The organism is Bradyrhizobium sp. UFLA06-06 (assembly GCF_054820065.1).
In genome coordinates, this window is record NZ_JADFUD010000001.1 from 245,090 (window position 1) to 263,793 (window position 18,704).

Sequence of the window (18,704 nt, forward strand, 5' to 3'; positions counted from 1 at the left end):
ACGTCATGTCCGAGATGAAAGCAAAGCTCCGGCCGTTCAAGGATTATCCCGCAAAGCACTTCCGCTGGCAGGTCGATGCGAGCGGCCGTGTCGCGACCATCACGCTGAACCGGCCGGACAAGAAGAACCCGCTGACTTTCGAGTCCTATGAGGAGCTGCGCGATCTCTTCACCAATCTCAAATACGCCTCCGATGTCCGCGCGATCGTGCTGACCGGCGCCGAGGGCAATTTTTGCTCCGGCGGCGACGTGTTCGAGATCATCGAGCCGTTGACGCGGATGGCGATGCCGGACCTGCTCGCCTTCACACGGATGACCGGCGAGGTGGTGCGGGCGATGCGCAAATGCCCGCAGATCATCGTCGCAGCGATCGACGGCATTTGCGCCGGGGCCGGTGCGATGCTGGCGCTGGCGTCCGACCTGCGGCTGGCGACGCCGCAGGCCAAGACCGCGTTCCTGTTCACCCGCGTCGGCCTTGCCGGTGCCGATATGGGCGCGTGCGGGCTGTTGCCGCGCGTGATCGGGCAGGGCCATGCGGCCGATCTGCTCTACACGGGGCGTGCGATGAGCGCCGAGGAAGGTTTTGCGTGGGGCTTCCACAACCGCCTGGTGCCGCCGGCGGAGCTCGCCGGTGCCGCGCAGGAGCTGGCGCGTTCGCTCGCGGATGGGCCGTGGTTCGCGCATGGCGTGACGAAAACGATGTTCAACCAGGAATGGGCGATGGGCGTCGACGAGATGATCGAGTCGGAAGCGCAGGCGCAGGCGATCTGCATGGTCACCGGCGATTTCCGCCGCGCCTTCGAGGCGTTCGCCGCCAAGCAGAAACCGGCCTTCGAGGGCAATTGAGATGATCGAGATCCTGCAACCCCAGGGATGGGCCAAGCCGATCGGCTACGCCAACGGCATGGCCGCGCGCGGCAAACAGCTGTTCATCGCCGGCCAGATCGGCTGGAACGGGCAGTGCGTGTTCGAGACCGACGATCTCGTGGGGCAGATCGGCCAGACCCTGCGCAACATCGTCGCAGTCGGCGCCGCCGGCGGCGCCGGGCCCGAGCACATCGTGTCGATGACCTGGTACTTGCTCGACCGCAAGGAATATTCCGCGCGGCTGAAGGAGATCGGCACGGTCTATCGCGACATCATTGGCCGGCGCTTTCCGGCGATGACCGCGATTCAGGTTGCCGGCCTGATCGAGGACCGCGCCAAGGTGGAAATCCAGGCCATTGCGGTCGTGCCGGATTGAGGGTGACGCCATTGGTAGACCCGTCATCCTGAGGTGCGAGCGGAGCGAGCCTCGAAGGATGCACGGCCCGGGTAGTGGCCGTCGACCCTTCGAGACGCCGCTACGCGGCTCCTTCAGCGACAAAGGCGAAGCCTTTGCGCGGGGATGACGGGGATAGATCGGAGTACGCTGAAGCAATGTTAAGGCTAAGCCCAATCGTCGTGGGCCAGTCCTCGTCTCGGGCCGCAAACCCGCTTGCGGCCGGGCGAGCGGGCATGCGACCCTAGGCCAAAGCGTAAAAGCGTCCTGGTATGAGTGGAGGTGAGGACGATGAAGGCGATTATCGTCGGAGGCGGAATCGGAGGCCTCACCACTGCGCTGATGCTGCGCTCGCGCGGCATCAGTTGCGAGCTGTACGAGCAGTCCGAGACGATCCGCGAGCTCGGCGTCGGCATCAACACGCTGCCGCATGCGATCCGTGAGCTGGCGGGGCTTGGTTTGCTCGACAAGCTCGACGAGGTGGCGATCCGCACCTATGAGCTGTTCTATCTGACGCGGCATGGCCAGCAGGTCTGGCACGAGAAGCGCGGGCTCGATGCCGGCCACGACGTGCCGCAATTCTCGATTCATCGCGGCCGTCTGCAAAGTGTGATCCATCAGGCCGTGATCGATCGGCTTGGCGCGGATGCGATCCACACCGGCTGCCGGCTCGGCTCCTTCACCCAGGACGAGGGCGGCGTCTCGGCCTATTTCTTCGATCGCAGCGGCGCCCACGTGCACACCGCGCGAGGCGACATCCTGATCGGCGCCGACGGTATCCATTCGAAAGTGCGGCAGACGCTGTTTCCGGACGAGGGCGGGCCGTGCTGGAACGGCCTGATGCTGTGGCGCGGCGCCACCGATTGGCCGGCGTTCCTGACCGGGCGCTCGATGATCATCGCCGGCGGCCTGAACGCCAAGGCCGTGATCTATCCGATCGCGCCGGGCTCGAGCCCGGCAAGCCGCCTCACCAACTGGGCGGTGCTGGTCCGGATCGGCGACGGCACCTCGCCGCCGCCGCGCCGTGAGGGCTGGTCCAATCTCGGCCGGCGCGACGAGATGATGCCCTATGTCACGAGCTTCACGATCCCGCAGGTCGACTTTACCGGCCTGATCAACGCGACGCCGGAGTTCTGGGAGTATCCGTGCTGCGACCGCGATCCCTTGCCGTATTGGTCGAGCGGCCGCGTCACGCTGCTCGGCGATGCCGCCCATCCGATGTATCCGGTCGGCTCGAACGGCGCTTCTCAAGCCATTCTCGATGCGCGCTGCCTGGCCGACATGCTGGCGCGATCGGAGCATCCGCGCCAGGCGCTGGCGGCCTATGAGCGGCAGCGGCTGCCGATGACCGCCGACATCGTCGCCTCCAACCGCCGCGGCGGGCCGGAAGGCGTGATCGACGCCGTCGAGCAACTCGCGCCGCAGGGCTTTACCGACGTCGACACTATTCTCAATTACGAAGCGCGCGAGGCGATCGTACGCGGCTATGCCGCCAAGGCCGGCTTTGCCGCGCGCGTGGTGGCGCGGCAGTAGCCTGGAAAGGAGCGGACGTTTCGCAAAGTCGGTTCGCTTCATTACCCCCTCATGGTGAGGAGGCGCGCATGCGCCGTCTCGAACCATGAGGCCCGGCCTGCGGCCTCATCCCTCGAGACGCGCGTTCGCGCTCCTCGGGATGAGGGGACAGAGCTGGTGATGCTGTTACGCCGGAGGCGGCGGCAGGAAGTGGATGTTGTGCTCGGCGGCGAGCCGCACCACGTCATCCGGGTTCTGCTCCTTCATGTTGTGGATCGCCCAGAACAGGTCGTAGAGCCTCCGCGTCGGCGACACCCAGAACAGCGTCTTGGCCGGCTGCTGCGACTTGTTGAAGATGCCGTGCGGCTTGCCCATCGGCAGGCGCACCAGATCGCCTGGAGTTGCGGATTCGTCGGCACCGTCGAGCATGAAGTCGAGCTTGCCCTCGAGGATGTAGAGGTACTCGTCCTGGTCGGGGTGGATATGCGGAGGAACGAAGGTGCCCGGCGGGAAGGTGGCGTGCCAGGAGAATGAATGCTCGGTGCGGCTCTTCGGCACGTAGGTCTGGCCGAGGATGCTCCAGGAAATGCCCTGGATGCCTTCATTGGCGCGGGTGATGCCGGCGATCTCGTCTTTTATGCTCATGCTTGCTCCATGTTTCCATTTGACGCGTTTTCTTCACGCGAACCGGTATCCACTTCGCTCGAAAACGCTTTGAACGCCTTACTTTGCCGCGCAGTCCTTGGCGTAGCGGTCGCCATAATTCGAGAACACCTTTTCGACGATCTCGGTCTGGAATTTGCCGTCCGGCCGCTTCGCGACCTTGGTGAGGTAGAAATCCTGGATCGGATAGCCGTTGTTGCTGAACTTGAAGTTACCGCGCAGCGAGGTGAAGTCGGCCTTTTTCAACGCGGCGGCGACCGCGTCCTTGTTGGAGAGGTCGCCCTTCACGGCCTTGACCGCGCTGTCGATCAACAGCGCGGCGTCATAGGCCTGCATGGCGTAGGTGCCAGGCACGCCGTTGTAGGCCGCCTCATAGGCGGCGACGAACTTCTTGCTTTGGGGATTTTCGAGGTTGGGCGCCCAGTTCGCCCCGCCGAACATGCCGACCGCTGCGTCCTGCTGCGCGGGCAGGGTGGATTCGTCGACGGTGAAGGCGGAGAGCACCGGCACGGTGGCGCCGGCCTGCTTGTATTGCTTCACGAGGTTCACGCCCATGCCGCCCGGCATGAAGGTGAACAGCGCGTCCGGCTTCAGCGCGGCGATCTTGGACAACTCGGGCTGGAAATCCAGCGTGTTCAGCGGCGTGTAGGATTCCTCGACGATCTCGCCCTTGTAGTCGAGCTTGAATCCGGCGACGGAGTCGCGGCCGGCCTGATAGTTCGGCACCAGCAGGTAGACGCGCTTGTAGCCGCGGTCCTGGGCCACCTTGCCGAGGATCTCGTGCACCTGGTCGTTCTGGTACGACGTCACATAGAAGAACGGGTTGCACTCCTTGCCGGCATAGCTGGAGGGACCTGCGTTCGGGCTGATCAGGAAGGTCTTGCTGTCGGTGACCGGGCGGTGGATCGCCTGCAGGATGTTGGAGAAGATCGGGCCGACCACGAAATCGACCTTGTCGCGCTCGAGCAGGCCGCGCACCTTGACCACCGCGCCGTCGGGCTTCAGTTCGTCGTCGGCGTTGACGATCTCGACATCGCGGCCGGCCATCTTGCCGCCGAGGTCCTTGATCGCGAGCGCAAAGCCGTCGCGGACCTGCTGGCCGAGCGCCGCGGCCGGGCCGGAGGTCGTGACCAGCACGCCGATCTTGATCTTCTCCTGCGCGGTCGCCGGGGTGACCGCGACACCGAGCAGCGCCGCCAATCCCGCGAGCTTCGTCAATTGCTTCATCTCACTCCCCCAACCATTGGCCTGATGCTTCGGCGGCCGATTTGGCTTCAGCTTAGTCTGACGCGCGCGACCGCTGCAAGCGATGTGGCATTGCGTCAGGATGATCGCCGCGGACCATGCGGGCGTCGCACATGCAAGCGCCGCGCCAATTGCTTGAAGTTTAAAGAAATTGCAGGATTGCCCGGGCGTATCAGGCGCGATTCGCAATTGTCCTTGCGGGACGCCGCGAATTGCTTGAAGCTCAAAACAATTGGTCCGACCGGAACCCGCCGCGGAGGCACGATCGCCGCATGATCCTCGATTCCGAAACCAAAGCCGTCGAACTGCCCGACGATCACGGCACCGAGCTGCGGCTGTGGCTGCGCCTCTTGACCTGCACCACGCTGATCGAAGGCGAGGTGCGCAGCCGGCTGCGCGAGAAGTTCGACGTCACGCTGCCGCGCTTCGACCTGATGGCCCAGCTCGACAAGGTGTCCGACGGCATGACGCTGTCGGACCTGTCGAAGCGGATGATGGTATCCAACGGCAACGTCACCGGGCTGGTCGAGCGCCTGGTTGAATCAGGCCATCTCGATCGCCGCACCTCGGAGACGGACCGCCGCGTGCAGTTCATCCGGCTCACAAAACTCGGCCGCGCCGAATTCCGCAAGATGGCCGCCGAGCACGAGAAGTGGATCGCCGATATCTTCGGCGATCTCTCGCCGAAGGATATCCGCGAACTGATGCGGCTGCTCGCCAAGGCCAAGGGCTCGGCGCAGCGCTCCGCCAAGGCGAGGAACGCATAGCGCTGTGACCGAGGTCGATTACGAGGTCGAATACAACAACCGGGCGCGGGTGCCGGAAAATCCGGCGCTGATGGCCGGCTGGGCGAGGGACTCCGCTGCCTATCGCGAGCAGCACCCGCCGCGGCGGCTGACCTATGGTCCGGGCAGCCGCAACGTCATCGACCTGTTCGAAGGCGATCGTGACGGGCCGCTCGTGGTTTTTATCCATGGCGGCTACTGGCAGGCGCTCGACGGCTCGTCATCGAGCCACTGCGCGCGAGGGCTCAATGGCCACGGCATCAGCGTCGCGGTGCCGAGCTACGATCTCTGCCCCAATGTCACGGTCGGCGACGTCATCGGCGAGATGCGTACGGCGTGCCGCGAACTGGCCAAGCTCGGCCGGCCGCTGGTCGTGTCGGGACACTCCGCAGGCGGACATCTTGCCGCATGCATGCTCGCGACCGATTGGCCGGCCCATGATGCGTCGCTGCCGAAGGACCTGGTCAGGGCTGCTTACGCGATCTCCGGCCTGTTCGAGCTTGAGCCATTGGTCGGTACCTCCGTCAACAAGGCGCTTGGCCTCGACCGCGCCGCAGCACGGGCGGCGAGCCCGCTGTTCTGGACGCCACCTGCGGGCGCAACGCTCGATGCCGTCGTCGGCGGCGCCGAGAGCGCGGAATATCACCGGCAGAGCCGGACCATCGTCGATGTCTGGGGCAAGGCGGGCGTTGCAACGCGGTTCGGCGTTGTGCCCGACGCCAATCATTTCACCGCGATCGCGCCGCTCGCCGACCCCGAGTCGGCGATGGTCGCGCGGCTGAAGCAGCTTACGCAAATCTGAGGTTCTGACGGGCCGGCGAGCGATTGCCACGCGATTTCCACGCGATTTCCGCCCTTGCGCCAAATTATTTTAAGTATAAAATGATTGGCAATTGGAACGCTGCCGGGCGTCCTCGATATTGATTTTGGTCTTCTCGATATTGGTCTTGGCCTTTCTGGACGGAAAGCGAGGGGCGATCGAATGTCAGGTGAATTTCCCGGGCTCGGCCCATCCGGGCATGTCGACGACTTCGCACGGCGCAACCTGCCGCCATCAGCGCAATGGCCGCAGCTGCTGCTCGACCGGCCGGAATTTCAATATCCGGATTATCTCAACGCCGCGGTCGAACTGACCGACCGCATCGTCGAGCAGGGGATGGGCGATCGCATCGCGCTGATCGGCAACGGCCGCCAGCGCACCTACAAGGAACTGGCCGACTGGTCGAACCGCCTGGCGCACGCGCTGGTAGAGAATTACGGCGTCAAGCCCGGCAATCGCGTGCTGATCCGCTCGGGCAACAACCCTGCGCTGGTCGCGGCCTGGCTCGCGGCGACCAAGGCCGGTGCCGTCGTCGTCAACACCATGCCGATGCTGCGCGCCGGCGAACTGGCCAAGATCGTCGACAAGGCCGAGATCTCGCTGGCGCTGACCGACAGCCGCATCGCGGACGAGCTGGTGGCCTGCGCCAAGACCAGCAAATTCCTCAAGCAGGTAGTCAATTTCGACGGCACGCAGAACCACGATGCCGAGCTCGACCGGATCGCGCTGAACAAGCCGGTCAAGTTCGATGCGGTGAAGACCGGCCGCGACGACGTCGCGTTGCTCGGTTTCACGTCGGGCACGACGGGCGAGCCCAAGGCAACCATGCACTTCCACCGCGATCTCCTGATCGTCGCCGATGGTTATGCCAAGGAAGTGCTCAAGGTGACGCCGGACGATGTGTTCGTCGGCTCACCGCCGCTCGCGTTTACGTTTGGCCTTGGCGGGCTCGCGATCTTCCCGCTGCGCTTCGGTGCCACCGCGACGCTGCTGGAGAACGCGGCGCCGAGCGAGATGGTCCGGATCATCGAGACCTACAAGGCGACGATCTGTTTCACCGCGCCGACCGCCTATCGGGCGATGATGGCCGCGATGGACAAGGGCGCCGATTTGTCGTCGCTGCGGCTCGCGGTCTCGGCCGGCGAGACGCTGCCGGCGCCGGTGTTCGAGAGCTGGACGAAGAGGACCGGCAAGCCGATCCTCGACGGCATCGGCAGCACCGAGCTGCTGCACATCTTCATCACCAACCGCACCGGCAGCGCCGTCGGCGGCACCACGGGCACGCCAGTCTCGGGATACGAGGCCAAAATCGTCGACGAAGACATGAACGAGCTACCGGCGGGCCAGGTCGGCAAGCTGGCGGTGCGCGGTCCGACCGGCTGTCGTTATCTCGCGGACTCCCGACAGACCAAATATGTCCGCGACGGCTGGAACATCACCGGCGATGCCTTCGTCAGCGACGAGAACGGCCGGCTGTCCTTCGTGGCGCGGGCCGACGACATGATCATCTCGGCGGGCTACAACATCGCCGGTCCCGAGGTCGAGGCCGCGCTGCTCGGCCATCCCGATGTCGCGGAGTGCGCGGTGATCGGCGCACCCGACGAGGAACGGGGACAGATCGTCTCGGCGTTCATCGTGCTGAAGCAGGGCACGCGCTGCGACGATGTCGAGATCAAGCTGCTGCAGGATCACGTCAAGGCGACGATCGCGCCATATAAATATCCGCGCGCGATCGCCTTCGTCGAGGCGCTGCCGAAGACCCAGACCGGGAAGATCCAGCGCTTCAAGCTGCGCGAGGCAAGCTGACAAGCAAAAAGGGAGGGCGACGGCCCGCGGCCGCCGCCCGACAAATCAATGTGCCGCGCCGCCGCCGGCCGCGTTCTTCGGCTTGCCGGTCAAGAGGATCGCGATCGCGGCGAATACCAGCACGATGCCGATCACGGCAAAGGTGTCGCTGAAACCAAGCACCAGGGCCTGGCGCTTCACGATATTGCCGAGCGCCACGATCGCCTGGTGGTGCGCGGTCGCCGGATCGGAGATGCCGTGGCTGAGGAAGTAATTGGTGACCTCGGCGATCCGCGTGCGCACCTCCTCGCGGCCGAGGTCGACCGACTGGCCGATGATGTTGGAGTGGAACTGCTCGCGCTTGGTGACGATGGTGGCGAGCAGGGCCGTGCCGATCGCGCCGCCGAGATTGCGCATCATGTTGGAGATGCCGGAGGCCGCCGCGGCATCCTGCGGGGCGACGCTGCCGAGGCTGACCGCCGATAGCGGCGCCAGCATGATCGCCTGGCCGATCGCACGGACGATGTTCGGGACGAAGAACTGGTCGCCGGAGTAATCGAGCGACATCGCGATGTTCATGAAGGAGGAGACCGCGAACAGGATCATGCCGGTGAAGGCGATGAAGCGCGGATCGAAGCGCTGCATCAGCTTCGGCACCAGCGGGATCAGGATCAGCTGCGGCAGGCCGGTCCAGGCCAGCACCTGGCCGATCTGCTCGGCGTTGTAGCGCTGCACCTGGCCGAGATAGGCCGGCAGCAGGTAGACCGAGCCGAACAGCGCGAAGCCGACGAACACCGCCGAGATGGTGCCGAAACCGAAGCTGCGCTGGGTCAGGAGGCGCAGCCGGATCAGCGGCTTCTCGACGACGAGTTCGATCCAGATGAACAAAGAGAGGCTGACGGCAGCGATCACCGCGAGCTTGACGATGAAGGGCGAGCCGAACCAGTCGTTCTTGTTGCCTTCCTCAAGCACGGCCTGCAGCGACGACAGACCGATCGCCATCGTGACGATGCCGAGCCAATCGCCCTCACGGAGCAAATGCAGCTGCATCGGCTGGCGTTCCAGCGTGAAATAGAGGGTGATGACCATCACCGCGGTCGGGATCACATTGACGAAGAAGATGGTCTGCCAGCCGTAATTCTCGGTGAGGTAGCCGCCGATGGTCGGTCCGATCGCGGGGGCAAAGGTCACGGCGAGCGCGAACATGGCAAGGCCGACCGGCTGCTGGGCCTTCGGCAGCTTGGTGAAAACCAGCGTGAAGGCCATCGGAATCAGCACGCCGCCGAAGAAGCCCTGCAAGCCGCGCATTGCGATCATCGAAGGCAGGTCGTGGGTGAAGGCACAGGCGACCGAGAAGATCGCAAACAGGGTGGCGAAGCCGATGATGATCTTGCGGAAGGAAAACACCCGGCTGAGATAGTCGGTCAGCGGGATCACCACGATCTCGCCGATCAGATAGGAGGTCGAGATCCAGGAGCCGTTGTCGACGCCGGTTCCGATGCCGCCCTCGATGTTGAGCAGCGAGGCGTTGGTGATCTGGATGTTGAGGATCGCCATGAAGGCGCCGATCATGGCGGCAACGATGGAGATCCAGACGGCCATGCTGGCGCGGTTGGGATCGACTGCCACCGCTGCCGCGCGAGGCGCAGCAGAAGGGGAGGAGAGCGCGAGATCGGACATGACATCACCTATTTGAAGGAGGCGACAGCGAGCTTGGGAGCGGCGCCGGAGCGCGGCGCCTCGCCGGGTTGCGACAAGGTTGCGATGGTGGGGATGACCGACATGCCGGGCCGCAATTCGACCGCCGTCGCGTCGAGCTTGATCTTCACCGGAATGCGCTGCACCACCTTGGTGAAGTTGCCGGTCGCATTGTCAGGCGGCAGCAGCGCGAATTCCTGGCCGCTGGCGGGCGCGAGACTGTCGACATGGCCGCGCACCACCTGTCCCGGGAACATGTCGACCGCGATCTCGACCGGCTGACCCTTGCGGACATTGGTGAGCTGCGTCTCCTTGTAGTTCGCGATCACATAGGCGCCGGTGGCGGGCACCAGCGACATCAGCTGCGTGCCGGCCTGGACGAACTGGCCGGTGCGCAGGGTGCGGTTGCCGACCACGCCGTCGATCGGGGCTGATATGGTGGTGTAGCCGAGGTTCAGCTCGGCCTGATGCTGGAGCGCGGTTGCGCGCGCCTGTGACGCGACGGCCTGGGCAATGTCGGCCTTGAGCAGCTCCACCTGGCGGAGTGCGGAGGCGAGGTTCGCGGTATCGCGGGCCACGGCGGCCTGTGCGCTGGCATAGCGCGACTGCGCCTGCTGCGCGTTCTGCACGCTGCCGAAGCCGGTGCCGGCGAGGTCGGTGTAGCGCTTGTTCTCCTGCTCGGCGAAGGTCTGCGTCGCGGTGTCCACGGCGAGGGTCGCGCGTGCCGCTTCGATCACGGACTGCTGCACATCGAGTTGCGCATGCTTGCTGGCGATCGCGGCCTCGGCGGCGGCGACGTCGGCCTTGGCCTGATCCAGCGCGACCCGGAAATCGCGATCGTCGATCCGCGCCAGCATCTGGCCGGCGCGCACGTGCTCATTGTCGCCCACCAGCACCGCGCTGAGATAGCCGGAGACTTTTGGCGCGATCGTCGTGTTGTCGGCCTTCACATAGGCGTCGTCGGTCGAGACCTGAAAACGGCCGACCGTCCAGTAATCCCAGCCGTACCAGGCTCCGCCCGCGAGGACGGCGAGCGCCGCGCCGGCCAGCAGCAGGCGGCGAAGCCTGCCCTTGGCGGCGGGCGGCCTGGCGGCCTCCGGATTTGCGATCAATTGCCTGGCGGTCTCGGCCGGAACCTGGCTCTCGGCCTTGAATGATGTCTCATGCTGGCTCATGGCGGTGCTCCTGATCCGTTCTATCCCGCTGGAAAACCTCACCGATTTCGGCCGATGCCTGCGGGACTAATTAGGAAACTTGATGTTTTCCAAAATAGAGTCCATATTGGGAGTGTCAATAGAATGACAGGCATCATTTAAAAGCATGGCTCGCGGATGAACCGGAATGACAAGGATCAGACTGAGCAAGGCGCACCGGCGCGGCGCGGCCGCGGGCGGCCGCAGCTACGTTCCGACGACGAGACGCGTGCGCTGATCTATGACGCCGCACGGCGCGAGTTCTCCGAGCGCGGCTTCGCTGCGGCCAACATCGCCGACGTGGCCTGCCGCGCCGGCGTCTCCACCAAGACACTCTATCGGCTGATCCCGACCAAGCTGGCGCTGTTCGAGGGCACGGTGACGGACCGGATGGACCGATTCATATCCGCCGTGAATCTCGGCGCCTGCGACGGCCGCGATATCGCGGCGGCATTGGAGGCGGCGCTCTCGAGCTGTGGCGAGCTGATCCTCGATGCCGAGGTCATCGCGCTCCAGCGCATCATCCTGGCCGACAGCGACAAATTCCCCGACATTGCCGAGATGTTCTACGAGAAGGCGATGCAGCGGACCCTTGGCGCGCTGGCTGCGTGGCTCGGTGTGCAGCAGCGGCGGGGACGGATCGCGGTGGACGACGCGCAGGCCGCTGCGGGCATGCTGCTCGGCATGCTCGTGTTCCAGCCGCAACGCGACGTGATGTACGGCCACAGGCCGCCGCCGTCGCGGGCGCAGATCGAGGCCCGCGCCATGGCCTGCGCGGCGCTGTTCCTGTCCGGATGCGCCGCACCGGCCGACCAGACCAAGAAGCAGGGCGGAGAGGCGTGATGCCGCTGCAGCGTTACTTGCCCATTGCCGCCGCCGGCGGCTGGGCCAGCACCTGCCGGATCATCCGCGCGAGATCGGATTTGCGGTAAGGCTTCGGCAGCAGCGTCACATCCGGGTCGAGGCGGCCGTGGTGGATGATCGCGTCCTCGGTGTAGCCGGAGGTGAAGAGCACGCGCACCGAGGGCAGTTTGGCGATCACGGCGTCGGCGACCTGCCGGCCGTTCATGCCGCCGGACATGATGACGTCGGTGAACAGCACGTCGCAGACGAATCCGTTGTCGACCGCAGCCAATGCTTCCGGGCCGTTGGCGGTGACCATGGTGCGATAGCCGAGCTGCTCGAGCTGGGCGCTGACGTAATTGCGCACCAGCGGATCGTCCTCGACGACCAGGATGGATTCATTGCCGCCGCGCGTGTCGACCGGAGGAGGCGGCTCGACGTCGATCATGTCGCCGCTGCTGCGCGGCAGATAGAGCTTGATCGAGGTGCCGTGGCCCTCTTCGGAATAGATCTTGAGGTGTCCGTTGGACTGCTTGATGAAGCCGTACACCATGCTGAGCCCGAGGCCGGTGCCCTTGCCGGTGTCCTTGGTCGTGAAGAACGGCTCGAACACCTTGTCGCGGATCCCCGCCGGGATGCCACCGCCGGTGTCGCTGACCGCGACCATCACGTATTCACCCGCCCGCACGTCGGGGTTGGCGACGGCATAAACCTCGTCGAGGATGACGTTGCTGGTCTCCAGCATCAGCTTGCCGCCATCGGGCATCGCATCGCGGGCATTGACGGCGAGATTGAGCAGCGCGGTCGCCATGTGGTTCGGATCGATGAAGGCCGTCCAGGCGTCGGGTTCGAGCGCGGTATCGATCTCGATCTGCTCGCCGAGCGAGGGGCGCAGCAGCCGCGCGGTGTCCTGCACCAGGGTGTTGAGATTGGCTTCACGCGGTTGCAGCGGCTGCAGCCGCGAGAAGGCCAGCAGGTGCTTGGTCACTTCGGCGCCGCGAAATGCGGCGTCGGTGATCATCTTGGCGACAGACGACAGCGCGGGATCATGTTCAACGGCTTCGGCGAGGATGTCGATCAGGCCGGTGATGACGGTCAGGATGTTGTTGAAATCATGCGCGATGCCGCCGGAGAGGTGCCCGACGGCCTCCATTTTCTGCACCTGGCGGAGCTTTTGCTCGGCTTCGAGCTGTTCGCGGGCGGCCTCGACTTCGCGGGCGCGCATGAAGATTTCCGCTTCCATCTGCTCGGTGCGCTCGCGCAACCGGTCGGTCAGCTGGTCCTGCTCGGCACCGCGCTGCTTCAGCTGGATGAAGCTGGTGACGTCTTCGACCCGATGGATGATGTAGGTGAACTGCCCGTTCGGCCCCAACACCGGCGAATTGCGCGGGCTCCAGTAGCGTTCCTCGAAGCCGCCGCCCTCGGACTCGGGCTTGCGGATATCGTATTTCTGCACCGTCATGGTGTCGGGGCGGCGGAACTGGACCACGCGCTCGAGCGAGGCGCGCAGGTTCCGCACGCCGTCGGCGGCCGGATCGTCCGGATTGTCGGGAAACACCTCGAACAGCCCACGCCCGAGGATCGCGGCGCGCTCGGTCTTGGTGGCACGCAGATAGGCGTCGCTCACTGCCGCGATGCGAAAGTCGGGCTGAGTCAGCACCAGATAAAGGCCGGGCGCCGCCTCGAATAACGCCTTGAAGTCGGGCGTCGGCGGGGACTGGTTCTGCAGTTCAACCTCCCTCGCAGGGTGCGGTCCGCCGGGTGACCGCAGTCAAGATGTGACATGCGTTTCGTGGAACTTCAATGCCTAACATACGGCACTGGCTCGATTTTCTCGACCGATCGGGCGTCGTGGCGGCTCCGGGCCGCTAGTGCGAATTCGGCAGATAGCGCCAGCCCTCCTTGCCGAGGAAATCCAGCATGGCCTGCGCGGGCGGCAGCAGGATCTTGTCGGTGCGCCTGATCGCGTGCCACTGCCGGACGATCGGCAGGCCCTTCACCTTCAGCACCACCAGCCGGCCGTCCTCCAGCTCATGGAACACCGTGTGCTGGGAGATGAAGGCGATGCCGAGCCCGGCCATCACAGCCTGCTTGATGGTCTCGTTGCTGTCCATCGCCATGCCGAGCTTCGGCTCCAGCCCGACCCGCTCGAAATATTGCTGCATCAGCATCCGCGTGCCCGATCCTTGCTCGCGGGTGATGAAGGTTTCGTTGGCGAGCTCCGATGGGGCGACGTGCCGCCGCCGCGCCAGCCGATGGTCGGGCGCGGCGATGATGAAGTGCGGATGCCGGCCGAGCGGCTTCATCTCCACCTCGACATCGGCCGGCGGCCGGCCCATCACCGCGATGTCGAGATCATAGCCGCGCAGCGCGTCGCGAATCTCCTCGCGGTTGCCGATCCTGAGCGTGACCTCGATCTTGGGAAAGCGGCGCGAGAACGCCGCGATCGCAAACGGCACGAAGTATTTGGCGGTCGAGACCGCGCCCATCGCGACGCGGCCGCCGCTGCGGCCGGCGATCATGTCGAGCGACTGCTCGCAGTCCTTCAGCGCCGCCTCGATCCGCTCGACCAGCGTCAGCACATGCGCGCCGGCATCCGTCAGCGCCATGCCGTCGCCGGTGCGCTGGATCAGCGGCAACCCCGCGAGCGCCTGCAGGTTGCGGAGCTGCAGCGTCACCGCGGGCTGGGTCAGGTTCAACCGGTTGGCGGCGGACGTGATCGAACCAGCCTCGTGCAAGGTCGACAGTGCGCGCAGCTGGCGGATGGTGAGATCCCGCGAGAAGTTGCCGGCCATGACAAGCTCCATAAGAAATACTTTGCCCGGACCAAAGATAATAAAATTTCCCTAATTGGGCAATTCGCGCGTTGATAGGACGAAGGCGACTCCCCTGAGGTCGCCTCTCGAAGCCTCGGGACAGAGGGCGCGATCATAGGGAGAGGCCGGTGGAGATTCGTCCTGCATTGCATGCCCATCTGGAGTGGCCGACGCAGCACAACCCGTTGCGCGCCGCGACCGTTGTGGTGATCGAGGCCCTTGCGGGCGCTGCGATCGAGCTCTCGCGCATCATTGCCGCCGGGCCGCTCGCCGGCATCGGCGGCGAGAGCGGCGGGGTCAATCCCGACGGCGACCGGCAGAAGACCATCGACATCGTCGCCGACGATCTGATGCGGAACGCTCTGCGCACCGCGCCGGTCGCCGCAGTGCTGTCGGAGGAGGTCGAACTGCCCGAGACGCTCGATCCCGACGCGCCGCTCTGCGTCGCGATCGATCCGCTCGATGGATCCGCCAATCTCGAAAACAACATCTCGATCGGCACGATCTTCTCGATCCGACCGAAAGGAAACGACGTCATCTCGACTTTCTTCGAGCCCGGCACGGCACAATGTGCCGCCGGCTGCTTCATCTACGGTCCGCAGACCGTGCTGGTGCTGGCGCTCGACCAGCGCGTCGACTGCTTTACGCTGGACCCGCGAACCGGCGAGTTCGTCCTGACCGCGCGTGACCTGCGCGTGCGGCAGGATGCGTCGGAATTCGCCATCAACGCCTCGAACCGGCGGCACTGGAGCGGCCCGGTGCGCAGCTACATCGACGACTGCCTCGCCGGGGTGAACGGCGAGCGCGGGCAGGACTTCAACATGCGCTGGATCGGCTCGCTGGTGGCGGAGGCCTACCGCATCCTGATGCGCGGCGGCGTGTTCCTGTATCCGGCGGATGCGCGCCAGGGCTACCGCGAAGGCCGGTTGCGTCTGCTGTACGAGGCGCATCCCATCGCACTGATCATGGAATGGGCGGGCGGCGCCGCCTCGAACGGCCGGTCGCGCATTCTCGAACTGTCGGCACGTACGCCGCATCAGCGCGTGCCGCTGATCATGGGATCGACGCGCGCTGTGCGCGACGTCGATGCGATCCACCTGACCGTCGAGCCGTTGTTCGAAAGCAGCGATGCCCCGCTGTTCGCGCGGCGCGGCCTGTTCCGCTGAGGAGGACCGCATGTCACGTCGGCATCCCATCATCTCGATCACCGGCTCCTCCGGGGCCGGCACCACTTCGGTGAAGAAGACGTTCGAGAACATCTTCCGCCGCGAGAACGTGGTCGCCGCCTATATCGAGGGCGACGCGTTCCACCGCTACGACCGCGCCGAGATGCGCAGCCTGATGGCGGAGCGGGCCGAGCGCGGCAACAAGCACTTCAGCCATTTCAGCCCCGAGACCAATTTGTTCGAGGAGCTGGAGAAGCTGTTCAGCGACTACGCCGAGACCGGCACCGGAACCACGCGACACTATGTGCACGACGAGGAGGAGGCGCGGCTCTACGGCGCCAAGCCCGGCACCTTCACCGCTTGGGAGGCGCTGCCGGAGAATTCCGACCTGTTGTTCTACGAGGGCCTGCATGGTGCCGTGGTCACCGACAAGGTGAATGTCGCGCAGCATGCCGACCTCAAGATCGGCGTCGTGCCGGTCATCAACCTCGAATGGATCCAGAAGCTGCATCGCGACCGCAGCCACCGCGGCTACTCCACCGAGGCGGTGACCGACACCATCCTGCGCCGCATGCCGGACTATGTGAATTACATCTGCCCGCAGTTCACCGAGACCGACATCAACTTCCAGCGCGTGCCGACGGTCGATACGTCGAACCCGTTCATCGCGCGCTGGATCCCGACGCCGGATGAATCGATGGTCGTGATCCGGCTGAAGAACCCGCGCGGCATCGATTTTCCCTATCTGCTCTCGATGATCCCGAACAGCTTCATGTCGCGCGCCAATTCGATCGTGGTGCACGGCGCCAAGCTCGACCTCGCGATGCAGCTCATCCTGACCCCGCTGATCCTGCAACTGATCGAACGAAAGAGGCGAACGATATGACCGCACTTGCGTCCGTTGCCAGCCGCCCCGAAATCAGCCACGACGAGATGGCGAACGCCATCCGCTTTCTCGCCATCGACGCGGTGGAGCAGTCGAAATCCGGTCATCCCGGCATGCCGATGGGCATGGCCGATGTCGCGACCGTGCTGTTCACGGACTTCCTGAAGTTCGACCCGGCCGATCCGGCCTGGCCCGACCGCGATCGCTTCGTGCTGTCGGCCGGCCACGGCTCGATGTTGCTCTACGCGCTGCTTTATCTGACCGGCTACGAGAGCATGACGCTCGACCAGCTCAAGGCGTTCCGGCAGTGGGGATCGAAAACCCCGGGACATCCCGAGTATGGCCACACCCCGGGCGTCGAGACCACGACCGGGCCGCTCGGGCAGGGGATTGCGACCGCGGTCGGCATGGCGCTCGCCGAGCGGCTGATGAACGCGCGCTTCGGCGACGACCTCGTCGACCACTACACCTATGTGATCGCCGGCGATGGCTGCCTGATGGAAGGCATCAGCCATGAGGCGATCTCGCTGGCCGGCCATTTGCGGCTGAATCGTCTGGTCGTGCTGTTCGACGACAACCATATCTCGATCGACGGCGCCACCTCGCTATCCTGCTCGGACGACCAGACGGCGCGGTTCAAGGCCAGCGGCTGGAACGTCAACCGCATCGACGGCCATGATCCGCAGGCGATCACCGCGGCGATCAGGCAGGCGCGATCGAGCGATCGTCCGTCGTTGATCGCCTGCCGGACGGTGATCGGGTTCGGTGCGCCGAACCGGCAGGGCAGCGAGAAGGTGCATGGCGCGCCGCTCGGTGCCGATGAGGTGGCGAAGACCCGTGCCGCGCTGCGCTGGCCGTATCCGGCATTCGAAATTCCCGACGCGGTGCTGGCGGAGTGGCGCGAACTTGGCGGCCGCGGCCGCGACGCGCGGCGGGCCTGGATCGAGCGTTCGCGCGGCGCCTGCAAGGGCGACAAGGCCGAGCGGTCTCCGTTCCACGACGCGCTGAACCGGAGATTGCCCTGCGCCTATGCCGAGGCGATGGCGAAGTTGGTGGCGCAGTTTGCGACCGAGCGGCCGAAGCTTGCCACGCGGCAGGCCTCGCAGCAGGTCATCGACGTGATCGCGGAGGCGTTGCCCAATCTCCTCGGCGGCTCGGCCGACCTCACGCACTCCAATCTGACGCTGGCGAAGTCGCAGGTTTCGGTGCGGCCGGAAACGCTCGACGGCAGCTATATCCATTACGGCATCCGCGAGCATGGCATGGCCGCGGCGATGAACGGCATCGCCCTGCACGGCGGGTTCATTCCCTATGGCGGCACCTTCCTCAGCTTCGCCGATTACAGCCGGCCGGCGATCCGCCTCGCGGCGCTGATGGGTATCCGCGTCATCCATGTGATGACCCACGATTCCATCGGGCTCGGCGAGGACGGGCCGACGCATCAGCCGGTCGAGCATCTGGCGGCGCTGCGCGCGATCCCGAACGTCCTGGTGTTCCGCCCGGCCGATGCCGTCGAAACCGCGGAAGCGTGGGACTGCGCGCTGAGGGCAGAGACCTCGCCGTCGATCCTCTGCCTGTCGCGGCAGGCACTGCCGACGGTTCGCGACGGCAGCAAGGACAACCAGGTCGCGCTCGGCGCCTACGTTCTCGTCGAGCCGGCCTTCGCGCGTGACGTCACCCTGATTGCAACGGGTTCGGAGGTGGCGATCGCGCTCGAAGCCGCAAAGCTGCTGGCGGAAGACGGGGTACAGGCCGCGGTCGTCTCGGCCCCGTGCTTCGACCTGTTCCGCCAGCAGCCGAGCGACTATCGCGCCCAGGTGCTGGGCAGCGCCCCGCGCGTCGGCGTGGAGGCTGCGGTCGAGGGCGACTGGGCGCGCTGGGTCGGCGAGGACGGTGCCTTCGTCGGCATGACCGGCTTCGGCGCTTCCGCGCCTGCCGACGTGCTCTACCGCGAATTCGGCATCACGCCCGCGGCAATCGCTGCTGCAGCAAAACAGCTCATTCAACGAGCGAATTGAAAGGAGGACGCCAC

The 18,704-nt window shown here is 65.4% G+C and carries 16 protein-coding genes; 10 read left to right on the top strand and 6 right to left on the bottom strand.

Annotated features, from left to right (window positions below):
- The first annotated feature begins 5 nt into the window (after positions 1-5).
- The 3 genes from IF803_RS01055 to IF803_RS01065 all read left to right on the top strand — a co-directional run bounded on the left by IF803_RS01055 (position 6) and on the right by IF803_RS01065 (position 2,793).
- Positions 6-845, top strand: a complete 840-nt coding sequence (locus tag IF803_RS01055; protein ID WP_193375388.1) for an enoyl-CoA hydratase family protein — start codon at positions 6-8, stop codon at positions 843-845.
- Between the two features lies 1 nt (position 846).
- The gene (locus tag IF803_RS01060; RefSeq protein WP_461190977.1) at positions 847-1,242 is read left to right on the top strand and encodes a RidA family protein; all 396 of its coding nucleotides are present in this window, start codon (positions 847-849) and stop codon (positions 1,240-1,242) included.
- 309 nt (positions 1,243-1,551) lie between these two features.
- Positions 1,552-2,793: a flavin-dependent oxidoreductase gene (locus IF803_RS01065; protein WP_283062463.1), complete on the top strand. Its 1,242-nt coding sequence runs from the start codon at positions 1,552-1,554 to the stop codon at positions 2,791-2,793.
- Between the two features lie 165 nt (positions 2,794-2,958).
- Here the strand turns inward: IF803_RS01065 and IF803_RS01070 are convergent, their stop codons facing one another.
- A complete protein-coding gene (locus IF803_RS01070; RefSeq protein ID WP_304499512.1) occupies positions 2,959-3,417 on the bottom strand; it encodes a cupin domain-containing protein in 459 nt (152 codons plus the stop codon).
- Between the two features lie 78 nt (positions 3,418-3,495).
- The gene (locus IF803_RS01075; RefSeq protein ID WP_461190978.1) at positions 3,496-4,662 is read right to left on the bottom strand and encodes an ABC transporter substrate-binding protein; all 1,167 of its coding nucleotides are present in this window, start codon (positions 4,660-4,662) and stop codon (positions 3,496-3,498) included.
- Positions 4,663-4,952: 290 nt separating this feature from the next.
- Between IF803_RS01075 and IF803_RS01080 the strand changes: the two genes are divergently transcribed.
- From IF803_RS01080 to IF803_RS01090, 3 genes are all read left to right on the top strand, one after another.
- Positions 4,953-5,447, top strand: coding sequence for a MarR family winged helix-turn-helix transcriptional regulator (locus tag IF803_RS01080; RefSeq protein ID WP_050386993.1), 495 nt, complete (start codon positions 4,953-4,955; stop codon positions 5,445-5,447).
- A 4-nt stretch (positions 5,448-5,451) separates the two neighbouring features.
- Positions 5,452-6,267 carry an alpha/beta hydrolase gene (locus IF803_RS01085; protein ID WP_461190979.1) on the top strand — a complete coding sequence of 272 codons (816 nt, stop codon included), beginning with the start codon at positions 5,452-5,454 and terminating at the stop codon, positions 6,265-6,267.
- Between the two features lie 180 nt (positions 6,268-6,447).
- On the top strand, positions 6,448-8,091 hold the full coding sequence (locus IF803_RS01090) for a benzoate-CoA ligase family protein (protein WP_461190980.1): 1,644 nt from the start codon (positions 6,448-6,450) through the stop codon (positions 8,089-8,091).
- A 45-nt stretch (positions 8,092-8,136) separates the two neighbouring features.
- Here IF803_RS01090 and IF803_RS01095 read toward each other — a convergent pair whose 3' ends face one another.
- Positions 8,137-9,750, bottom strand: a complete 1,614-nt coding sequence (locus IF803_RS01095) for a DHA2 family efflux MFS transporter permease subunit (protein WP_461190981.1) — start codon at positions 9,748-9,750, stop codon at positions 8,137-8,139.
- Between the two features lie 8 nt (positions 9,751-9,758).
- On the bottom strand, positions 9,759-10,943 hold the full coding sequence (locus IF803_RS01100; RefSeq protein WP_461190982.1) for an HlyD family secretion protein: 1,185 nt from the start codon (positions 10,941-10,943) through the stop codon (positions 9,759-9,761).
- A 156-nt stretch (positions 10,944-11,099) separates the two neighbouring features.
- On the opposite strand from IF803_RS01100, the gene IF803_RS01105 reads away from it, so the two are divergent.
- Positions 11,100-11,804, top strand: coding sequence for a TetR/AcrR family transcriptional regulator (locus IF803_RS01105; RefSeq protein WP_461190983.1), 705 nt, complete (start codon positions 11,100-11,102; stop codon positions 11,802-11,804).
- A 13-nt stretch (positions 11,805-11,817) separates the two neighbouring features.
- Here the strand turns inward: IF803_RS01105 and IF803_RS01110 are convergent, their stop codons facing one another.
- Both IF803_RS01110 and IF803_RS01115 read right to left on the bottom strand, forming a co-directional pair.
- A complete protein-coding gene (locus IF803_RS01110; RefSeq protein WP_461191059.1) occupies positions 11,818-13,575 on the bottom strand; it encodes an ATP-binding protein in 1,758 nt (585 codons plus the stop codon).
- A 97-nt stretch (positions 13,576-13,672) separates the two neighbouring features.
- A complete protein-coding gene (locus IF803_RS01115; protein WP_028345195.1) occupies positions 13,673-14,599 on the bottom strand; it encodes a LysR family transcriptional regulator in 927 nt (308 codons plus the stop codon).
- 167 nt (positions 14,600-14,766) lie between these two features.
- On the opposite strand from IF803_RS01115, the gene IF803_RS01120 reads away from it, so the two are divergent.
- From IF803_RS01120 to tkt, 3 genes are read left to right on the top strand one after another with little or no spacing between them, the layout of a single operon-like run.
- On the top strand, positions 14,767-15,786 hold the full coding sequence (locus IF803_RS01120) for a class 1 fructose-bisphosphatase (RefSeq protein ID WP_461191060.1): 1,020 nt from the start codon (positions 14,767-14,769) through the stop codon (positions 15,784-15,786).
- Between the two features lie 10 nt (positions 15,787-15,796).
- Positions 15,797-16,672, top strand: a complete 876-nt coding sequence (locus IF803_RS01125; RefSeq protein WP_028331481.1) for a phosphoribulokinase — start codon at positions 15,797-15,799, stop codon at positions 16,670-16,672.
- Positions 16,669-18,690 carry a transketolase gene (gene tkt, locus IF803_RS01130; protein WP_461190984.1) on the top strand — a complete coding sequence of 674 codons (2,022 nt, stop codon included), beginning with the start codon at positions 16,669-16,671 and terminating at the stop codon, positions 18,688-18,690. Before IF803_RS01125 ends, tkt begins: the two co-directional genes overlap by 4 nt.
- The last annotated feature ends 14 nt before the right edge of the window (positions 18,691-18,704 follow it).

Coding starts and splice junctions, on each gene's coding strand:
- IF803_RS01055 (WP_193375388.1), top strand. CDS start 6: ATGTCCGAGATGAAAGCAAAGCTCCGGCCGTTCAAGGATTATCCCGCA.
- IF803_RS01060 (WP_461190977.1), top strand. CDS start 847: ATGATCGAGATCCTGCAACCCCAGGGATGGGCCAAGCCGATCGGCTAC.
- IF803_RS01065 (WP_283062463.1), top strand. CDS start 1,552: ATGAAGGCGATTATCGTCGGAGGCGGAATCGGAGGCCTCACCACTGCG.
- IF803_RS01070 (WP_304499512.1), bottom strand. CDS start 3,417: ATGAGCATAAAAGACGAGATCGCCGGCATCACCCGCGCCAATGAAGGC.
- IF803_RS01075 (WP_461190978.1), bottom strand. CDS start 4,662: ATGAAGCAATTGACGAAGCTCGCGGGATTGGCGGCGCTGCTCGGTGTC.
- IF803_RS01080 (WP_050386993.1), top strand. CDS start 4,953: ATGATCCTCGATTCCGAAACCAAAGCCGTCGAACTGCCCGACGATCAC.
- IF803_RS01090 (WP_461190980.1), top strand. CDS start 6,448: ATGTCAGGTGAATTTCCCGGGCTCGGCCCATCCGGGCATGTCGACGAC.
- IF803_RS01095 (WP_461190981.1), bottom strand. CDS start 9,750: ATGTCCGATCTCGCGCTCTCCTCCCCTTCTGCTGCGCCTCGCGCGGCA.
- IF803_RS01100 (WP_461190982.1), bottom strand. CDS start 10,943: ATGAGCCAGCATGAGACATCATTCAAGGCCGAGAGCCAGGTTCCGGCC.
- IF803_RS01105 (WP_461190983.1), top strand. CDS start 11,100: ATGAACCGGAATGACAAGGATCAGACTGAGCAAGGCGCACCGGCGCGG.
- IF803_RS01115 (WP_028345195.1), bottom strand. CDS start 14,599: ATGGCCGGCAACTTCTCGCGGGATCTCACCATCCGCCAGCTGCGCGCA.
- IF803_RS01125 (WP_028331481.1), top strand. CDS start 15,797: ATGTCACGTCGGCATCCCATCATCTCGATCACCGGCTCCTCCGGGGCC.
- tkt (WP_461190984.1), top strand. CDS start 16,669: ATGACCGCACTTGCGTCCGTTGCCAGCCGCCCCGAAATCAGCCACGAC.